Genomic DNA, 16,974 nt, shown 5'->3' with positions numbered 1-16,974 from the left:
ACAGGCCCCGGTGCGCCGACGCGGGCCAGACCCAGTCACTTGACAGAAGCCCGCGGTCCGTCGTCCCGGACATGCTCGGGACGTGCCCTCGCACGCTCGTTGTCACCGGGTCAAGGAAGGCACGTCATGCGTATCGGCATCATCGGCGCCGGAGCCCTCGGGCAGGCCCTCGCGGTCCGGTTCGTGGCCGCCGGGGCGGAGGTGCTTCTCGGCGACAGCCTGGGACCCCGGTCCCTGCGGGGGCTCGTCGACTCGATCGGACCGGGGCTCACACCGGTGACCGTGGCGGAGGCGGCCGACCCCGAGATCGTCGTGCTCGCGGTGCCCTGGCGGGGGCTGTCCGAGGCGGTGCGGGCGGCCGATGTGTCCGACTGGCAGGAACGGATCGTCATCGACACCGTCAACCCGCTCGGCCCGCCCGACTTCCGGCTCGCCGACCTCCAGGGGCGCCCGTCCAGCGAGGTCGTCGCCGGTCTGGTGCCCGGGGCCCGCCTGGTGAAGGCGTTCAACACCCTGGCGCCGGCGCTCGTCGGAGCCGATCCGCGCACTCCGGCCGGACGGCGGGTGATATTTCTCTCCGGCAACCACGCGGGCGCCAACGACCGGGTCGCCCGGCTCGTCGAACACGTCGGCTGGGCGGCCGTCGATCTGGGCCCCCTGGCTGATGGGGGCCGCCTTCAGGAGTTTCCCGGCGGCCCGCTGCCGACGCTCAGTCTGCTCCTCCAGCCCTGAACCGAGGGCCGGTCCGGGAGCACTCCGGGAGCTCCCCGGGACCGATGGACAGCCGACTCACCGTTTATTGTCATGACATGATCGGAGACCTCGACCCGCTGGACTTATACCGCTCGCCGACCCTCGCCGACCGGTCGTTCGCAGCCGGTTCGGCAGGTGGACCAGCCACGTCGGCCGTCAGGCCGGACGGTTCCGCCGTATGAGCCCCTCCCGCTTCGGCGCGGAGTGGATAGTCGGCCGCGACCGCGAACTCGCCCTGCTGGACGACCTGGTGAACGAGGTCACGGCCGAACCCGCCGACCTGTTGGGGGGCCTGCCCGGCGTCCTGGTCGTGACCGGCGGACCGGGCGCGGGCAAGAGCGTCCTGCTCGACGCCGTCGGCCGCACCGCGCTCAGGGCCGGACTGCGTGTCCTGCGCTGCCGTGGCTGCGAAGGCGAGTCCGGGCTGGCGTTCGCCGGACTCCACCAACTGCTGCGCCCCGTACTGGACCTCGCCGGGGAACTGCCCGTACGCCAACGAGGCGCGCTGCTCGGTGTGTTCGGGCTGGACCCCGAACAGGCGCAGGACAAGGTTCCCGACCCGCTGCTCACCTCGCTCGGCACCCTCACCCTGCTCTCCGACGCGGCGAACCGGGGACCCCTGCTGCTCGTGATCGACGACGCCCACTGGCTCGACGTGGGCACGCTCGACGTCCTCGCCTTCGTCGCCCGGCGCCTCGAAGGGGAGCCGGTCGCCATGGTGCTCGCCGCCCGGGACAACGCCGTACCCCGGCAATTCGCCAGTGAGAGCCGGCAGTTGAACGTCGAGCCGCTGACCCCGGCCGCCGCCGGACGCCTCCTCGACCTCCAGCCCGAACCGCCCGTCGGACGCGCCCGCTCCCGCATCCTCGACCAGGCGGCAGGCGTTCCCCTCGCCCTCGTCGAACTCGCCCGCGCGGTCAGCCGCGACCCCGCCGCCGGGCAGGACGGCGCCACCGACGCACTGCCCCTCACCGACCGCCTGGAGGCGATCTTCGCCGCCGACCTGCCCGAACTCCCCGCGCCCACCCGCCGGTTGCTGCTCCTCGCGGCAGCCGCCGAGACGGCCGAACTGCCTGTGATCCTCTCCGCCGCCGGAGACACCGCCGCCCCGGCCGACTGGCGGCCCGCCGAGAGCGCGGGACTCGTCCGCATCGACGACGGCCGCCTCCACTTCCGGCACCCGCTGATCCGCTCCGCCGTCTACCAGTCCGCGACCTACGCCGAACGCCACGCGGCCCACACCGCCCTGGCCGGCGTTCTCGCCGGCGACCCCGACCGGCGCGCCTGGCACCTGGCCGCCGCCGTCTCGGGCGTCGACGAGGAGGCCGCCCAGGGCCTGGAGGACAGCGCGGGCCGCGCGCAGCGCCGGGGCGGTTACGCGGGTGCTGCCGCCGCCCTCGAACGGGCGGCCCGGCTCAGCCCCGACCCCCACGTCCGCTCCAGGCGGCTGGTCCGGGCCGCGACCATGGCGATGTACGCCGGACACCCGCGCTGGGTCGGAGAGCTGGCCACCCACGTCCTCACCCTCACCGACGACCCGGCCGTGCTCGCCCAGGCCTCGCTCCTGGCCGGCTGGGCGCTCGCGGTGACCACCCGCTTCGAGGACTCGCTCGGCTTCCTGCTGCCGGTCGCCGAGGCCGCCGTCGAGACCGACCCCGCCCTCGCCCTCGACGCCCTCGGCACGGCCACCACCCCCGCCTACCACTCCGGGGACCCCTCGTTCCGCGAGCGGATCCAGCGGATCACCGAACGCGTTCCGCCCCAGGACGACGAGGGGGAACGGGTGTGGGCGCTGGCCGGCTGCGATCCCGTACGCAACCGTGAGCAGGCATTGGCGCTGCTCAGGGGCACCGACTGGACCCAGGACCCGCCCGGACTCCCGCCCGGCGCCCTCCCCCAGGACCGCAGGCTGTCCCGGCTGATCGTCGTGGGGGCCGCCGCCTGGGTCCTGGACGAGACCGCCGAGGCCGTCCGTCTGCTCGGCGCCGCGCTGGACCATCTGCGGCGTTCCCCGACGGCCGGCGCCAACGCCACCGTCGCCAACGCGCTCGGGCTCGCGCTGTACGAGAGCGGCTCCTGGACCCGGGCCCGCACGATCTTCGACGAGTCGTACCGGACGGCGGCCGAGGCCGGCCTGGAGATCGTGGCGGCCGGCTCGCCCGTCGTCGGCGCCACCATCCTCGCCCGGCGCGGCGACACCGAGGCGGCCCGTGCCGCCGTGCAGCGCGCCGTCCACGGCGTCGATCTGCCCAACTCCCGCAGCCTCCAGGTACGGAGGCACTACGCCCTCGGCACCGCCGCCCTCGCCGAGGGCGACCACGCCGCCGCCTGCACCCGCTTCCGGGCCGTCTACACCCAGGACGCCGAACCCGAACCGGTGCACTTCCACGCCTCCGACTACTACCTGGCCGACCTCACGGCAGCGGCCGTGCGCACCGGCCGCGCCGACGAGGCACGCCGGATCGTCGACGCGACCCGCCGCCGCCTCGCGGCAGGCGGGATCTCCGCCCGGCTGGACGCCGTACTGCACCGGGCGGACGCCCTGCTTGCCGACGGAGACGAGGCGGAGGAGCACTTCACCGCGGCCCTCGCCGACCCGGCCGGCGAACAGTGGCTGTTCGAGCGGGCGCTGGTCCGCCTCGACTACGCGGAGTGGCTGCGCCGCCGACGCCGCTCGGTGGAGGCGCGCCCGCAGCTCACCGCCGCCCTCGACGCCTTCGAACGGGTCGGCGCCCGCCCCTGGACGGAACGCGCCCGCGCCGAACTGCGGGCCGCCGGCGTCACCCCCACCAGCAGCGCACCCCGCGACGTCCTCGCCGAACTCACCCCGCAGCAGCTCCAGATCGCCCGCCTGGCCGCGGCCGGTCTCACCAACCGGGAGATCGGCGAACGCATGTTCCTCTCGCCCCGCACGGTCGGCTTCCACCTCTACCGCATCTTCCCCAAACTCGGCATCACGGGCCGCGCCCAGCTCCGCGACACACTGCCGGAGTCGTCGGCGGCCCTGGAAGGCACCCCGGGCCCGTGATCGGGCCGGGCGTACGCTCCCTCTGACACCCCACTCGAAGGCAGGAGCAGCAACGATGCAGTACGTGAAGCTCGGTTCGACGGGCCTGGACGTGTCGCGGATCTGTCTGGGCTGCATGAGCTACGGCCTGCCCGACCGCGGCAACCACGAGTGGACCCTCGACGAGGAGGCGTCCCGTCCGCTGATCCGGCAGGCCCTCGACGCCGGGATCACCTTCTTCGACACGGCGAACGTCTACTCCGACGGCACCAGCGAGGAGATCGTCGGCAGGGCGCTCGCCGACTTCGCCCGCCGCGACGAGATAGTGCTGGCCACGAAGGTGCACGGCCGGATGCGGCCCGGGCCCAACGGCGGCGGCCTGTCCCGCAAGGCGATCCTGACCGAGATCGACCACAGCCTCACCCGCCTCGGCACCGACTACGTCGACCTCTACCAGATCCACCGCTACGACTCCGTCACCCCGATCGAGGAGACGATGGAGGCCCTGCACGACGTCGTCAAGGCGGGCAAGGCCCGCTACATCGGAGCGAGTTCGATGTACGCCTGGCAGTTCTCCAAGGCCCAGTACACGGCCCGCGAGCACGGCTGGACCCGGTTCGTGTCGATGCAGAACCACTACAACCTCCTCTACCGCGAGGAGGAGCGCGAGATGCTGCCTCTCTGCGCCGACCAGGGCGTCGGCGTCCTGCCGTGGAGCCCGCTGGCCCGCGGCCGGCTCACCCGCGACTGGGACACCACCACCGGGCGCAGCGAGACCGACGACTTCGGCCGCACCCTCTACCCGGAGGGCGACCGCACGATCGTCGACGCGGTCGCCCGCATCGCGGACCGGCGGAACGTCCCGCGTGCCCGCGTCGCCCTGGCCTGGCTGCTGCGTCAGAGCCCGGTGACCGCCCCGATCGTCGGCGCCACCAAGCCGCACCACATCGACGACGCGGTGGCCGCCGTCGACCTGGAACTCACCGACCAGGAGATCGAGGAACTGGGGCAGCCCTACACCCCGCATCCGGTCAGCGGCCACTGACGGGACCCCGGCGACGCGTCAGTGCGGTGCGGACGGCGACCCGAACTCCGTGCCGCACGGTCCCGCGCCCTCGCTCTCGCGCAGCCGGACCCGGTCGCCGTCCATGGAGATCGTGCGGTAGAAGTGGCCGATACGCTCGGCCGAGCGGCCCACGTAGTGCCCGATGAACGAGCGCCGGAACCGGTCGGCGCTCCGGTTGGGCTGCGAGCCGTGCACCAGGCTGCCGTTGAAGAACAGGACGTCGCCCGGGGCCATGTCGACCGGCACCGTGGCCAGACCGGGCGGCGGAGCCACGTACTCCCGGGCGAAGGACACACCGGCGTCCGCCGTCTCCGGACAGAACAGGTCCATGCGGTGCGTGCCCGGCACCACCTCCAGACCGCCGTTGTCCCGGTCGATCGTCTCGCACGCGATCCACGCGGCCACACAGGTGCCCGGCTCGACCCGCAGATAGAAGTTGTCCTGGTGCAGCGCCTGCCCCCGGGCGCCCGGCGGCTTGAAGTAGAACATGCTCTGCGCGGCCAGTACCTCCTCGCCGAGCAGCACCTCCAGGACGGCGCGCAACCGCGGATCCAACAGCCAGCCGAGGGACGGCTCGTGGAACTCGTGCGGCTGCATGACGCGCGGATAGGCGTCCAGCGGGTCGGCCGGGCGCCCGTCCTGTCCGGACGGGCGCGGCTCGAAATGTCCCGGCACCGGACCGGCCGCGTGCAGCGCCGTGAACTCGGCGCGCAGCGCGGCGATCTCGTCGGCCCCGAACAGTCCCCGCACAACGGTGAATCCGTCCTCCTCGAACCGCCGGCGCTCCTCCTCCGGCAGGATGGGGGCCCCGGGGGTACTGATGCCTGTGACTGTCATCGTCGACTCCTTCGGTCAGCTCTCACCGGCCGCCAGACTAGGGTTGCCACTCCCTGGGGAGGATGCCCATGAACGCTGACGGATTGTCCAGGACCGCTGTCCCCGCGCCGCCGCCCGGTCTGGTGACCGTCGGGCGCTACGACGAGGGGCCCGGTTACGCCGTCAACCGGCCGCAGGGCGCCGACAGCTGGCTGTTCACCTGGACGACGGACGGCCACGGGCTGCTGACCCAGGGCGCGGCCGAGGCGCGGGCCGGGGCCGGGGACCTGGTCGTCCTCGGCCCGGGGGTGCCCCACCGCTACCTGGTCCGGCCGGGTGCCCGGCACTGGCGGTTCTGGTGGACGCACTGCCAGGCCCGCCCCTCCTGGACGGCCTGGCTGAGCCCGTACGCCGTCGGCATGTACGTCGTCGCCCCGGTGCCGGAAGCGCTGCACGACCGTATGGCCACGGCGTTCGCGCGCATGCTGGCGGACGCCCGCTGGCCGGGCAGCGACACCCGGCCGCCCGGCTCCTCCGCCTCCGCCGCCCCGGCCGTGCCCGACGGTCCGACAGCCGTCGCCCACGGCGCCGCAGCCCGGGAACTCGCCCTCTGTTCCCTGGAGGAAATCGTGCTGCTGGCCTCCACGGCCGCCCGCCCCCTTCCGGAACGGCCGGGCGTCGACCCCCGGGTGAGCCGGGCGGAAGCGCTCATCGCCGCCGACCCGGCCGCTCCGCACACCGTCCGCTCGCTCGCCGAGGGGGTCGCGCTCTCACCGTCGCGGTTCGCGCACCTGTTCACCGAGCAGCTCGGCCGGTCCCCGATGCGGGCCCTGCGCGAGGCCCGGCTGCGCCATGCGGCCCGGTTGCTGGAGGCCACCGACCTGCCGGTGGAACGCGTCGCCCTCGCCTCCGGCTTCGCCAGCCCGTTCCACTTCAACCGGGTGTTCCGCGAGCGTCACGGGACGCCACCGGGCGCGTACCGGGCCCTGTGCAGACGCGATCCGGCGGAAACCACGCCCGCTATTGGTTTCGCGGCTGTTCCCGGACGGAGAGGCGAAGGAACCGGTCAACTGCCATGACGACGCTCTGGGTTGCGGCGGCGGTTCGCACGCCCGCAACCATGAGCTGCGGAAACGCACAAGAGGTGGTGACAGGACACCGGAGACGGGCGGTTTTGCGCCACCGGTGGAGAGCGTCCTTCAATGGTTGCGAAACGATGCTGAGCGAAGTGAATACCGTTTGCAATGAGGATGTTGATACAGTGGCAATCCCTAAAGGTGCATCCCATTGACACGCCGTCAACCGCTTTAGGTCACAGTGCAATGTGGAAAACGGCGTGATCTCTTGTTACGGCTCGATGAGCTGTGCAAAGGTGTGCACGTCGGCGTGCGGACAGTCTTTTTCCCCTGCACGCACGCGACGCCCCCGCTGACTCCCCGCTCCAAAAGAGCTGTCCGCTGCGGGCGTTCGCGATACCGATCCCCTGTTTGGTCGGATCCTGTCGTTTCGTCGACAGGGTCGCATACCTCTTGGTATGGACTAAAACCCGCGTTGTCCGTGGAGGAATACAGACGTGAAAGACGCAGGCCTGTCGAATTCCCCTACACCGGTTCCCGCGTACGACGCTTCGGATGTCGAACTCAGCGCGGAGCTGAAGAAGTGGACGGGGACGACGCCCGCGCTCCATCCCGTCGGTGAACTGCTCGACCGGCACTGGGAAGCGGCCTTCGCCTATGCCCGACTGTGCACCAGTGGCCCGCGCCCCGCCGGAATGCTCACCACCGCCGCGTTCACCCGCCTCTTCGGGGAATCGCTGCGCCAGAGCGGCCCCACCTCCGCGTGGCGGCCCCACCTCCTGGTCACCGTGCGCCGGCTGGCGGCGGAGTGGGAGGGCGACCACCGCCACGAAATGCTCCACCCCGAGCTGCGCACCAGACCCGGCGGCGAGAGCCGCGTCGCCGCCCGACTGCTGCCCGCGCCCGACCGGCGGCTGCTCTCCAGGGCCTTCCAGAACCTCCCGCAGTCGGCGCGCTGCCTGCTCTGGCACGCCGAGGTCGAGGCCGAACCGCTGGAGATACCCGCCGGCCTGCTGGGCCTGAGCGTGGAGGACGCCGCCGTCGAACTGGGCCGGGCCCGCGGACGGCTCCGCGAGGAGTGCCTGCACGTCCACCGCGAGGTCGTGCCCCAGGAGGAGTGCCGCCGCTACATCCGGCTGATCGACGTCACCTGCCGGCGCCGCAGCTTCGACATCGACCCCGACCTCGCCAAGCACCTCGCCGACTGCATGCACTGCCGGTACGCCGCCGACCAGTTGAACCAGTTCAACGGCGACCTCGCCCTCGCGCTGGCCGAGGGAGTGCTCGGCTGGGGTGCGCGCGCCTATCTGGAGTCCCGGCCGGGACGCGCCGCGGAGAGCGCCATCGTGGAGGTCGAACAGGCCCCCATCATCGAGATCGCCACGGTCGAGAGCGTGCTCCCGGTCCCGCGCGTCCTGGCCCAGGCTCCGCCCATGCCCGCGAACCCGCCGGTCTCCACCGAGCTGGTCGTCCGCCCCGGATCGCACCGGTCCGCGCACAAGGCGGCCCGGCGCGCGGTCCGTCGCCGCAACCGTGTCCTGGCCGCCGCGACCGTGAGCGCGCTGGTCCTCGTCCCGCTGGCCCTGTGGTCCGTCCTGGGTTCGGACGACGAGGACGGCCCGACCGCCGAGAACAGCCCCCCGGACACCGCTACCACCGGCTCCGACACGGCCGGCGATCCCTCCTGGGCCGGTTCGGGCGAGACCACCAAGGGCGCCCTGCGCGGCCGACTGCACAACGTCGAGTCCGGACTGTGCATCGGCATCGTCGGCGGCAAGGCCGTCCAGGGCGCGGAGGCCGAGCTGACCAGCTGCTCGTCGGAGGCCGGCCAGGAGTGGTCGTACGAGAAGGACGGCCTGCTGCGCAACGTCGCCGCCCCGGACCTCTGCCTCGACTCCCACCTCGGCTACTCGGTCCAGCTCGCCCCGTGCACGGGCGCGTCCCAGCCCGCCGCCAAGAACGTGCGCTACGACTTCACCCTCCAGGGCACCCTGGTCCCGCGCTGGGACCAGGAGCTGGCCCTGACCCCCGCCGACGCCGCGGACGAGGGCGACGCGCCGCTGGTCCTGAAGTCGCGCGAGGAGTCCGCCGACCAGCACTGGGTCTTCGACTCCTCGTCACCCTCGCTCCAGATGCAGGCCGTCAACTGGGACGCGGCGTCCGAGGCCGGTCCCCCCACCACCAAGAAGAGCCCCGAGCCCTCGACGACCCCGGCGCCGACCCCCACACCGGCCCGGCCGACCCCGACACCGTCGGCCGCCACCCCGACCCCCTCGGCCTCGAACCCGACGACCGTGCCCTGCTACTACTACGGGTACTACAACTGCGGGAACGGCCAGAACACCGGCGGCGGCAACTACGGCGGCGGCTACGGATACGGCTACCCCTACGGCGGCGGATACGGCGGCTGGGGAGGCCGCTGACGACCGGGCCCGCCCGCGCCTCAGCCCCCGAGGACGACCAGCGAGCCCCACAACGCCACCACCGCCGGGATCAGCGCGGCCGGCACGGAGATGAGCCCGAGCCGGGTGAACTCCCCGATCCCGACATCGCGCTCGTGCTGGTGCACGATGCGCCGCCACAGCAGGGTCGCCAGCGATCCGGCGTACGTGAGGTTCGGGCCGATGTTCACCCCGAGCAGCACGGCGAGCACCGCACCGGGACCGGCTGTGGCGGTCAGCGGCAGCAGCACGAGCACCGCGGGCAGGTTGTTGATCAGATTGGCGAGTACGGCGGCCAGCGCGGCGATCCCGAGCAGCGCGGCCAGCCCGGTTCCGTCGGGCAGCACCCGGCCGAGCGCCTCCGCGAGCCCGTTGTCCACGACCGCGCGGACCACGACACCCAGCGCCAGCACGAACGCGAGGAACCCGGGTGCCGTGGCGCGCAGCACTGTCACCGGGGTGGCCTGCCGGCGCAGAAGCGCGCGTCCGGACAGTACGAGTGCTCCCGCGAGCGCCGCCCACGCGGGATCGATGCCCAGCGCGGAGGCCACGACGAACCCGGCCAGTGTGCAGGCCACGGTGACGAGGGCGAACAGCGGGAGCGCGGGCGCGTCCGCCGTACCGGGGCCGGGGTCCGCGGGCGGCGTGTCCGGTGCCGGTGCGGCCAGGTCGGCGGCGAAGAACCGACGGAACACCAGGTACTCGGCGCCGATCGCGACCAGCCAGGGCAGCGTCATCAGAGCGGCGAACCGGGTGAAGCTCAGGCCGCTCGCGCTGAACGCCAGCAGGTTGGTGAGGTTGGAGACCGGCAGCAGCAGCGACGCCGTGTTCGACAGATGCGCGCAGGCGTAGGAGTGCGGCTTGGGCCTGACCCCTGTCCGGGCGGCCGTGGCGAACACCACGGGCGTGAGCAGCACGATGGTCGCGTCCAGGCTCAGTACCGCCGTGATCGCCGAGGCCAGCACGAAGACCGAGGTCAGCAGCCGTCCCGGCCGGTTCTTCGCCCACCGGGCCATCCACCCGCCGCAGGCCCGGAAGAGCCCCTCGACATCGCAGAAGTGGGCCAGGACCAGCACCGCCGCGAGGAAGCCGACCACCGGCCCGAGCCGCTCGGCCTCCTCCCACGCGTGTTCCGGCGAGATCGCGCCGGTGACGACCACCAGCCCGGCGGCGGGAACCGCCACGACCGCCTCAGGCAGCCCGAACGGGCGCACGACGGCGCAGGCCAGGACGGCGATGAGCAGGGCGATGGACAGGGCCTCGGCGGACGGGGCGTTCAGAGTTCGGTCCTCCGGGACAGGGATGTCGGTACCCCTCCATGAAAGCAGGCCCAGCTCACCGGCCCACCGACCGGGTCAGGATCCGGTACCGGGACCGAAGACCGTCAGGAACACCGACGACTCGTTCCCGCCGACCGGCACCTCGCCCTTCTCCCATGCCACCTTCAGCTGGTCCCGTTCGTCCGGCGGGGTCACCAGCAGCTCGGCCGGGGTCGCCGTCGCGGCCTCGCTGAGCTCCGGGTTCGCGAAGCTCAGGCCCGCCCAGGCACTGTCGCCCGGCGCCAGATGGACCGTTGTCACCTGGGCGTCGGAGCGCTTCGGGTCGGCGCCCAGCTGTTCGCCGGCCGCGTCCACGAAGGCGACGCCCGGGTAGCCGCGCAGGGTGCAGGCACGGGCGGAGTCGTTGGTGAGGACGACGGGGAAGTTCTTCTGCCCGGCGCCCGGATCGAGCCGCCCGACCGAGGCGCGCAGCTCGGAGGCACGGCAACGGCTGTCGCCGGTCGAAGGGGCGGTCGACGTCGAGACAGTCGTCGTGGTGGCGGTCGACGGGACGGTCGTGCCGTCGCCGGTGTCGCTGCCGCAGGCCCCGAGCAGGACCGGTAGCGCCATCGCGCTCATGAGCAGCGCGGTCCGACGGGCCGGCCGGGTGGTTCGGAAGGTCGCCATGTCCACACTCCTGGAGGTCACTGCGCGTACGGCGTCTCGTGCACCGTCACGAGTGTCCGGTGGGACCGGAACCCAAAAGCCCATGCGGCCCCGAATAAAACCGTCGTCAGTGAGAGCCGGGACTCACATCTCGTCGGTCAGGGACAACTCCGCCCAGATCGTCTTCCCGTCGGGCGTGTGGCGGCTGCCCCACCGCTCGGTGAGCTGGGCGACCAGCAGCAGACCGCGGCCCCCCTCGTCGAAGGTCCTGGCGCGCCGCAGGTGCGGGGCGGTGTGGCTGGAGTCGGAGACCTCGCAGATCAGGGTCGCCGCGTCATGGATGAGCCGCAGCCGGATGGGGTGCGAGCCGTAGCGGATGGCGTTGGTGACCAACTCGCTCACCACCAGCTCGGTGGTGAACGAGGCCTCGCTCAGGTCCCAGACGTCGAGCTGCTCGCCGACCTGTTTGCGGATCGGTCCGACGAGCGCGGGGTCGGCCGGGATGTCCCACGTCGTGACGTGGGAGGCAGGCAGCCCCTGGGTGCGGGCCAGCAGCAGCGCCACGTCGTCCGCCGCGCCACCCGGCGGGAGCAGGGTGTGCAGGATGCGGTCGCACGTCTCGTCGAGCGAGTCCGCGTACGCGGCCAGCGCGTCGCACAACAGCTGGTGACCGGCGTCGATGTCCCGCTCGCGGCTCTCGATCAGCCCGTCGGTGTAGAGCGCGAGGACCGTGCCCTCGGCGAGCTCCAGTTCCGTGGACTCGAACGGCAGCCCGCCGAGCCCGAGCGGCGGACCCGCCGGGAGCCGCACCTGCCGGGGCGTGCCGCCCGGGGTGAGCATGACCGGTGGGGGATGCCCGGCGCGGGCCAGGGTGCAGCGCCGCGACACCGGGTCGTACACCGCGTACAGACAGGTCGCCCCGACCTCGCCCGGGCCGCCCTCACTGCCGGCCTCGGCGGACAGCCGTACGACGAGGTCGTCGAGGTGGGTGAGCAGCTCGTCCGGGGCGAGGTCGATGTCGGCGAGCGTGCGTACGGCGGTGCGCAGCCGGCCCATGGTGGCGGAGGCCTGGATGCCGTGGCCGACCACGTCACCGACGACCATCGCGACCCGCATCCCGGACAGCGGGATCACGTCGAACCAGTCGCCGCCCACGCCGGCCCGCGCCGCCGGGAGATAGCGCGAGGCGGCTTCGAGGGCGGCGGTGCGCGGCAGGGTCCGGGGGAGCAGGCTGCGTTGCAGGGCGAGAGCGGTGTCGCGTTCGCGGGAGAACCGGCGTGCGTTGTCGATACAGACGGCGGCCCGGGCGGTGACCTCCTCGGCGAGCAGCGCGTCGTCTGCCGTGAACGGGTCGGGCCGCCGGTACCGGGTCAGGACGGCGACGCCGAGCGTCGTACCGCGGGCCGTGATCGGCACGGACATCATGGAGTGGATGCCGAATTCCTTGACCCGGTTGAGGCGGGCCTTGTTCCAGGCCAGCCGCTGTTCGAGGTCGTCGGAGGGCAGGGTGGCCACGATGGTGCGGCCCGCGAGGAGCGAGTCGGCCTGCGGTGAGAGGGCGGGGTACTCGTCCAGCTGTCCCGGCTTGGCGACGGCTTCGGGGCTGCCCGGGATGATCGACCGGTGGGCGGCCCGGCGGAGGCTGAGGGGCGCGCTCAGTTCGGCCGGGCGGTGGTCGCCGCCGTGCTGCGGCGGGTCCAGCAGGTCGACGCTGACGAAGTCGGCGAGCGCCGGGACACAGACGTCCGCCAGCTCCTGGGCCGTCCGGGTGACGTCGAGGGTGGTGCCGATGCGCACACTCGCCTCGTTGACCAGCTGGAGCCGCTCCCGGGCGAGGTACTGATCGGTGAAGTCATGGGCCGCGAGACAGACCCCCCGCACCCGCCCCTCGGCGTCCTTGAGCGGTGCCAGCCGGGCCAGCCAGGCGTGTGCGTGGTCCTCGCCGCCGGTGCGCAGATAGGTCTGGATGTCCTTCGGCCGGCCGCTGGTCAGTACGTCGAGCATGTGCTGCTCCAGCTCCGCGCTGCGCTCCCGGCCTCCTATCTCGGCGATTCTGAGCCCTCGGATGCGCTCCAGCGGCAGCCCGATGACCCCCGCCATGGCGTCGTTGACGCCGTGCAGTCGAAGCCGGTCGTCGTAGACGGCCGTCGCACAGGGCGCCTGGGCGAGCGCGGCCCGCATCAGCGGGTCGTCCTCGGGCCGGGAATCGTTCTCCAGGGGTGTGACGAGCAGCCAGTCGCCCCGGCCGCCGTCGGGGGCCGGCCGGTAGTGGGCGAGGAGCCAGGAGGACACCGTCCGGCCGTCGCGGTGACGCAGCGCGAGAGTGCCGTGCCAGATCTCCTCCGTCGGCGGCCCGGGCTTCCCGGAACCGTCGACGGCCAGCAGGGACGCGGCGGGACGGCCCAGCACCTCGGCCGCCGACCAGCCCAGCAGCCGGCGGGCGCCCTCGTTCCAGCCGGTCAGGGCGCCCCGCGCGTCGACGACGGCCCGCGCCGTGTCGGCATCGTCGAACGGGTACACCGGGCTCATCGTCGCCACTCCATCGTGAACACTCACAGTGAGCAGGGGATGTCACTGGTGTTCCACACTAGTGCGTTCTGTCCCCGCATGGTCAGTAACACCCATGTCCCCGGACCGCCGGGAAGGCCGCCGCGCGGGGCGGGATTCCGGCCGTTGTGACAGGTGGGGCCGAAGTACGTCACCGGACTCTTGACGGACGCATGTGCCGCACCGTCAGAATCTGTTTGTTAACGATCAATTGTGAGTACTTCTGGGCCCTGATGAGGGAGAGCCGCCGTGACAGTCACTCGCAGATCGGTGTTGGCCGCCGGTACGTCCGCCCCCGCGGCCGGAGCCCTGCTGGGCACCGCGGCCGACGCGCGGGCCGCCTCCGGCCGGTCCGGCCGCCGAACCGTCCCGCTGCGGGACGGCTGGCGCTTCGCGCTGGTCGACCCGGGCGGGATCACCGACCCCACGGGCGAGTACGCGAACGCTCCCGACCCCGCCTACGACGACTCGGCGTGGCGGACGGTCGCCGTCCCCCACGACTGGAGCATCGAGCTCGCCCCGACCACCGACCACGGCACCACCAGCGGCACCGGGTTCTTCCCCGGCGGCCTCGGCTGGTACCGCCTCGCCTTCACACTCCCGCCCGCGCTCGCCGGTAAGCGGATCTCGGTGGAGTTCGACGGCGTCTACATGGACTCCTACGTCTACTGCAACGGCACGGAGGCCGGCCGTCACCCCTACGGCTACACCGGATTCGCCCTTGACCTCACCGGCCTTCTTCACACCGACGGCACCACCGAGAACGTGCTCGCGGTGAAGGTGCAGAACCGGCTGCCCAGCAGCCGCTGGTACTCGGGCAGCGGCATCTACCGCGAGGCCCGGCTGGTCGTCACCGAGCCGGTGCACGTGGAGCGCTGGGGTACGTATGTCACCACCCCGGAGGTCGCCGAGGGCCGGGCCGTCGTCCGGGTTCGGACCTCCGTGGTCAACGCTTCGGGCAGCGCCGCCGAGGTCGAGGTCGTCTCCCGGATCGTGGATCCCCGCGGCCGTACGGTCGCCCGTACGTCCTCCACGGCCGCCGTCACCGACCGGTCGACCGAGACCCATGAACTCATTGTCCCCGAACCGCAGTTGTGGGACTTCGCGGCACCGCACCGCTACACCCTGAAGACCGGACTGCGGGTCGGCGGCATCACTGTCGACACCCACCGCACGACCTTCGGCATCCGGACCTTCCGCTTCGACCCGGACGAGGGCTTCCAGCTCAACGGCACCGCTCACAAGATCAGGGGAGTCGACCTCCACCACGACCTGGGCGCCCTCGGGGCCGCCGTCAGCGTCGACGCGATCCGCCGGCAGATGACCATCATGAAGTCGATGGGCGTCAACGCCTTCCGCACCTCCCACAACCCGCCCTCGCCGGAGATGATCCAGGTCTGCGAGGAGCTGGGCATCGTGATGATGGTCGAGGCCTTCGACTGCTGGCGCAGTTCCAAGACCCGCTACGACTACGGCCGGTTCTTCGATGAGTGGGCGGACCGGGACATCACGGAGATGGTGCGGGCCGCCCGCAACTCGCCCGCCGTCCTCATGTGGTCCCTCGGCAACGAGATCTCCGAGTTCACCTCCACCGCCGGCCTCACCATCGCGGACCGGCTCATCGCCGCCGTGAGGGCGTCCGACGACACCCGCCCGATCGTGATCGGCTCCCACCGTCACCGCAGCGTGCCGGCCCCCGGCACCCCGGGCGACCTGATCCTGGCGAAGCTCGACGGCCTCGGCCTCAACTACAACACCGCGGCCTCGGTGGACGCCCTGCACGCCCGCTATCCGCACCTGTTCCTCTTCGAGTCGGAGTCCTCGTCCGAGACCTCCACCCGGGGCACCTACCAGGAACCGGAACGCCTCAACACCGGCGAGAACCACACCCCGGGCCGACGCGCGGTCTCGTCGTACGACAACAATCTCGCCTCCTGGACGATGAGCGGTGAGTACGGCCTGAAGAAGGACCGGGACCGCAAGTGGTTCGCCGGCGAGTTCCTGTGGTCGGGCATCGACTACATCGGCGAGCCGACCCCGTACGACGTGTTCCCGGTGAAGGCGTCCTTCTTCGGCGCGGTCGACACCGCGGGTTTCCCCAAGGACATGTACCACCTGTTCCGCAGCCAGTGGACGAGCGAGCCCATGGTCCATCTGCTCCCGATGACCTGGAACCACGAACCGGGCGACACGGTGGAGGTCTGGGCCTACGCCAACGTCGACACGGTGGAACTGTTCCTCAACGGAAAGCCGCTCGGCACCAGGCGGTTCGACACCAAGACGACGGTCGACGGCCGCGTCTACCTGGAGACCACGGAGGCCACCGGTGACGACAAGACGGTCACCTCGGGCCCCTGGCCGGGCAGTTACACCAGCCCGAACGGCAGCGCGGGCAAGCTGCATCTGACCTGGCACGTGCCCTACGAGCCGGGCGAGTTGAGGGCGGTGGCCCGGCGGAACGGCCGGGTCGTGGCGACGGACGTCCTGCGGACGGCGGGCCCGGCACACGCGATACGCCTCACCGCGGACCGCGGGTCCCTCGCGGCCGACGGCCGTTCGCTGTGCTTCGTGACCGCCGACGTGGTCGACGCCCGGGGCGTGGTCGTGCCCGGAGCCGAGCACCTGCTCGCCTTCGAGGTCGACGGCGGCTCCCTGGCCGGGCTCGACAACGGGCGCGAGGAGAGTGCCGAGCGCTATCAGGCGAGCACCCGAACCGCCTTCCACGGCAAGGCACTCGCCATCGTCCGGGCGGGAACGGCGGCCGGGCGGCTGAAGGTCACGGCCCGGTCGGCGGGGCTGCGCACGGGCAGGGCCGAGGTCCGTACGACGCCGGCGCACGACGAGGCGCTGACGCCGGCCGCGCTCTTCACACCCGACCCGGGCCCGGGGACCCCCACCTACCCCGCTGCGGACGCCGGCTACTCCGGCCGCCCGGACACACTCCCCGCCGCGATGCTCGACGGCGCGCCGGGCACCGGCTGGTCCAACGCGTTCTACAAGTCGCCGACCGCGCTGCTGCCCGCGTTCAGCGGGGCCCGCGCCGAGGACTGGGTCTCGGTCGACTACGGACGGGCCCGCGACTTCACCCGGGTCGAGGTCTCCTTCACGGTGGACGCCATCCACAGCCTGCCCGCGTCGGTCGCCGTGTCGGTGCGGGACGGCGACCGGTACGTGCGGGTGCCGGACGCGGCCGTCCAGTGGGCAGACGCCTCCGACACGCCGACGGTGATCACCTTCGCGGCGGTACGGGGCACCGGCCTGCGGCTCGACCTGACGAGCCGTTACCCGGGGGAGACGCGCGGTGCGTTGCGAATCACCCGGCTGGAGGCGCCGGCGGGCTGAT

The 16,974-nt window shown here is 72.4% G+C and carries 10 protein-coding genes; 6 read left to right on the top strand and 4 right to left on the bottom strand.

What is annotated here, in order from left to right:
- Window positions 1-126 precede the first annotated feature (126 nt).
- From OG595_RS03470 to OG595_RS03460, 3 genes are all read left to right on the top strand, one after another.
- Entirely contained in the window at window positions 127-732 is a 606-nt protein-coding gene (locus OG595_RS03470; RefSeq protein WP_329267635.1) for an NADPH-dependent F420 reductase, read from the top strand.
- Between the two features lie 199 nt (window positions 733-931).
- Complete coding sequence (locus OG595_RS03465) at window positions 932-3,781, top strand: helix-turn-helix transcriptional regulator (protein ID WP_329267632.1); 2,850 nt, start codon at window positions 932-934, stop codon at window positions 3,779-3,781.
- Window positions 3,782-3,836: 55 nt separating this feature from the next.
- A complete protein-coding gene (locus OG595_RS03460; RefSeq protein WP_329267630.1) occupies window positions 3,837-4,805 on the top strand; it encodes an aldo/keto reductase in 969 nt (322 codons plus the stop codon).
- Window positions 4,806-4,823: 18 nt separating this feature from the next.
- Here the strand turns inward: OG595_RS03460 and OG595_RS03455 are convergent, their stop codons facing one another.
- Entirely contained in the window at window positions 4,824-5,663 is an 840-nt protein-coding gene (locus OG595_RS03455) for a phytanoyl-CoA dioxygenase family protein (RefSeq protein ID WP_329267629.1), read from the bottom strand.
- Window positions 5,664-5,731: 68 nt separating this feature from the next.
- On the opposite strand from OG595_RS03455, the gene OG595_RS03450 reads away from it, so the two are divergent.
- Window positions 5,732-6,721 carry a helix-turn-helix domain-containing protein gene (locus OG595_RS03450; RefSeq protein ID WP_329267626.1) on the top strand — a complete coding sequence of 330 codons (990 nt, stop codon included), beginning with the start codon at window positions 5,732-5,734 and terminating at the stop codon, window positions 6,719-6,721.
- A 494-nt stretch (window positions 6,722-7,215) separates the two neighbouring features.
- A complete protein-coding gene (locus OG595_RS03445) occupies window positions 7,216-9,141 on the top strand; it encodes a ricin-type beta-trefoil lectin domain protein (protein WP_329267623.1) in 1,926 nt (641 codons plus the stop codon).
- 20 nt (window positions 9,142-9,161) lie between these two features.
- Here OG595_RS03445 and OG595_RS03440 read toward each other — a convergent pair whose 3' ends face one another.
- From OG595_RS03440 to OG595_RS03430, 3 genes are all read right to left on the bottom strand, one after another.
- Complete coding sequence (locus tag OG595_RS03440) at window positions 9,162-10,439, bottom strand: arsenic transporter (protein WP_329282611.1); 1,278 nt, start codon at window positions 10,437-10,439, stop codon at window positions 9,162-9,164.
- A 75-nt stretch (window positions 10,440-10,514) separates the two neighbouring features.
- Window positions 10,515-11,105 carry a DUF4232 domain-containing protein gene (locus OG595_RS03435; RefSeq protein ID WP_329267619.1) on the bottom strand — a complete coding sequence of 197 codons (591 nt, stop codon included), beginning with the start codon at window positions 11,103-11,105 and terminating at the stop codon, window positions 10,515-10,517.
- A 123-nt stretch (window positions 11,106-11,228) separates the two neighbouring features.
- Window positions 11,229-13,613 carry a SpoIIE family protein phosphatase gene (locus tag OG595_RS03430; protein WP_329267618.1) on the bottom strand — a complete coding sequence of 795 codons (2,385 nt, stop codon included), beginning with the start codon at window positions 13,611-13,613 and terminating at the stop codon, window positions 11,229-11,231.
- Window positions 13,614-13,880: 267 nt separating this feature from the next.
- Here OG595_RS03430 and OG595_RS03425 point away from each other — a divergent pair, with 267 nt between their 5' ends.
- Window positions 13,881-16,973, top strand: coding sequence for a glycoside hydrolase family 2 TIM barrel-domain containing protein (locus tag OG595_RS03425; RefSeq protein WP_329267617.1), 3,093 nt, complete (start codon window positions 13,881-13,883; stop codon window positions 16,971-16,973).
- The last annotated feature ends 1 nt before the right edge of the window (window position 16,974 follow it).

Origin of the sequence: Streptomyces sp. NBC_01451, from assembly GCF_036227485.1 — a bacterium.
Taxonomy (GTDB): Bacteria; Actinomycetota; Actinomycetes; order Streptomycetales; family Streptomycetaceae; genus Streptomyces.
This window is presented reverse-complemented; position numbering and strand designations above follow the sequence as displayed.

Excerpts from the sequence above, each read along its gene's own strand:
- OG595_RS03460 (WP_329267630.1), top strand. The coding sequence starts at position 3,837 with ATGCAGTACGTGAAGCTCGGTTCGACGGGCCTGGACGTGTCGCGGATC.
- OG595_RS03435 (WP_329267619.1), bottom strand. The coding sequence starts at position 11,105 with ATGGCGACCTTCCGAACCACCCGGCCGGCCCGTCGGACCGCGCTGCTC.
- OG595_RS03465 (WP_329267632.1), top strand. The coding sequence starts at position 932 with ATGAGCCCCTCCCGCTTCGGCGCGGAGTGGATAGTCGGCCGCGACCGC.
- OG595_RS03430 (WP_329267618.1), bottom strand. The coding sequence starts at position 13,613 with ATGAGCCCGGTGTACCCGTTCGACGATGCCGACACGGCGCGGGCCGTC.
- OG595_RS03470 (WP_329267635.1), top strand. The coding sequence starts at position 127 with ATGCGTATCGGCATCATCGGCGCCGGAGCCCTCGGGCAGGCCCTCGCG.
- OG595_RS03455 (WP_329267629.1), bottom strand. The coding sequence starts at position 5,663 with ATGACAGTCACAGGCATCAGTACCCCCGGGGCCCCCATCCTGCCGGAG.
- OG595_RS03450 (WP_329267626.1), top strand. The coding sequence starts at position 5,732 with ATGAACGCTGACGGATTGTCCAGGACCGCTGTCCCCGCGCCGCCGCCC.